The sequence below is a fragment of the Flavobacterium sp. genome (assembly GCF_049318325.1).
Taxonomy (GTDB): Bacteria; Bacteroidota; Bacteroidia; order Flavobacteriales; family Flavobacteriaceae; genus Flavobacterium.
In genome coordinates this window covers 1-2,031 of record NZ_JBMOGQ010000212.1, presented here as the reverse complement: position 1 = coordinate 2,031, position 2,031 = coordinate 1, and the positions used below count along the sequence as shown (strand labels likewise).

At 38.4% G+C, this 2,031-nt stretch carries 1 protein-coding gene; it reads right to left on the bottom strand.

The genetic code is table 11. The features are described 5' to 3' along the window. On the bottom strand, positions 1-2,031 hold a 2,031-nt coding region (locus ACOYLP_RS11815), incomplete at both ends, for a fibronectin type III domain-containing protein (protein ID WP_422856369.1).

Below are 2,031 nucleotides of genomic sequence, written 5' to 3'. Positions count from 1 at the left end.
TCATACCTGTTGTTGGATTAATACTCAAACCAACATTAGGAATTGCAGAATAACTTCCTCCAGTTGTTCCTGTTTGAGTAACAGCTTGAAGAGTGGTAACACTTTTACAATATGATGGACTACTATAACTAATAGTTGCTGAGGTTGGCTCAGAAATTTTAATAGTATATGTTCTTTGTTTTGATTGACATGTTCCTGAAGCCGGAATAGTATTTACAATAACATAATTGCCAGGTGCGCTTGCCATTAAATCAATTTCTCCGGTTGAGGTATTTGCAAATACTAGACCTGGTGTAAAAGGAGAGGAGAAAACCCCTGCCAAAGACCCTGGTGTAATTACTGCAATAGGATTTGGATTTCCTGGCGTCTTACAATAGGAAGAAGGTTGATATTGGAAGAACGCTTCTGGACAACAATTCACTGTTCCTGCTCCTGGTTGACCGAAATTAGTTTGAACTAAATTTATAAAACCAGGTTGTTGAGAAAAGTTTGTAATTAAAATTATATATATCTGTCCAGCTTGTGCGTTTGCAATATTAAGTGTTTCGGTTGATAAAAAATTATAGCTACAACCTGTTGTTTCAGTTACCGGCACTCCTATTCCAGGCGGAGCAAATGGAGCTTGAATTCCAATTGTTGAACATGCTTGAGCTTGACTTGTAAACGGACCCCAAGCTGCGTAATCAACATCTCTAGTAGCACCTTGACCATTTGGTAATGCATTTTGACTTAAAAACAGGTTAATTGGTCCAGTGGTAGCTACTTCCAAGCTATAAAAAGTTGGATTTGGCGATGTGGATAGGCAACCTATATTTCCTAAACTAGTAATTCCTACGGTACTTGCTGTATTTTCCCCCAACAAATTACATATTGTATTTGCATTTGAACATGTAGAAGGAGTAGTTATACATAAATCAAATGTAGATGTCTGAGGTGTACTTGCATTAGAATATACTCTAATATAATATGTTTGCCCTAAAATCAAATTATTTAAAACAAGGTTTAGGGAATTAGCTGCACTGCAATACCTTTGTGTTAATGTACCACATACCCCAGAATAAACAGCAAAATTTAAATTTGTATAACCTTGAACATTTTGTAAGGAAATATTCAAATACGTATTAGATGCAATAAACTGAAACCATACATCATCGTCAGCTGTTCCTATACATGGTGCAATTGGTGGGGTTAATGAAGCAGTAGCTGCGGTTATTGTGCCAGGGGTAACTTGCTGACATTGTAGAGAACTATTTACAGGAGCAAATATAGCACCTTCACAATTATCATTAATAATTAAAGTAGTGAAATTAAACCCAGTCGACCATAAGCTAGTGCCAGAAGTAGGACATATTCCTCTTACATAATAAGTATATTGCGTTCCTGGAAGTAGACCAGTTATTAAACTTGGATTAGATGATATAATAATACCTCCTGTTGTAGTAGGTAATGGTGTCGGAGAGCCAACAGGTAATACTAGCACCTCCCATTGTGTCACAGTAGTTGGGCTAGGCTCAGTCCAACCTAATAAAGCAGAAGTAGAAGTAATACTCGTAGCGGTCAAAGTTGTTGGTTTTTGACAGTTTGGTGCTGGTGAACAGCTAACATTCGCAGCCCAACCCGGATTTTGAAATGAATCATCACTTCTAAATACAAAAGTTAGACATCCATCAGTGCTTGTTGATGTAAATGGGCCAGGAATTGTGGTTCCCCAATAAGCTCCTGGTGTTGTAAGAGGCCCAGCAGCATTACCTGCCGGATTAGCACTTGGAATTAGAGCCGATGCAACTGAATTTCCATCATAAACATAAATTCCATCCCAGTTTGCTTCGGTATCAAATGTGGTAAAAGTTACGGTTACAACATCGCCTGAATTAGTTGGACAAATAGTGGTCGTAACATTTGAATTGGCAAGATAGATTGCTGTTGGTCCACCAGCATCAAAAAAGTTACCACCACAAACAGGAGGTGGTGCTGCGGTTGTAAAAGCCACTGGCCCAGTCCAAAGACTGAAAGTACCATTACCGCAATCAG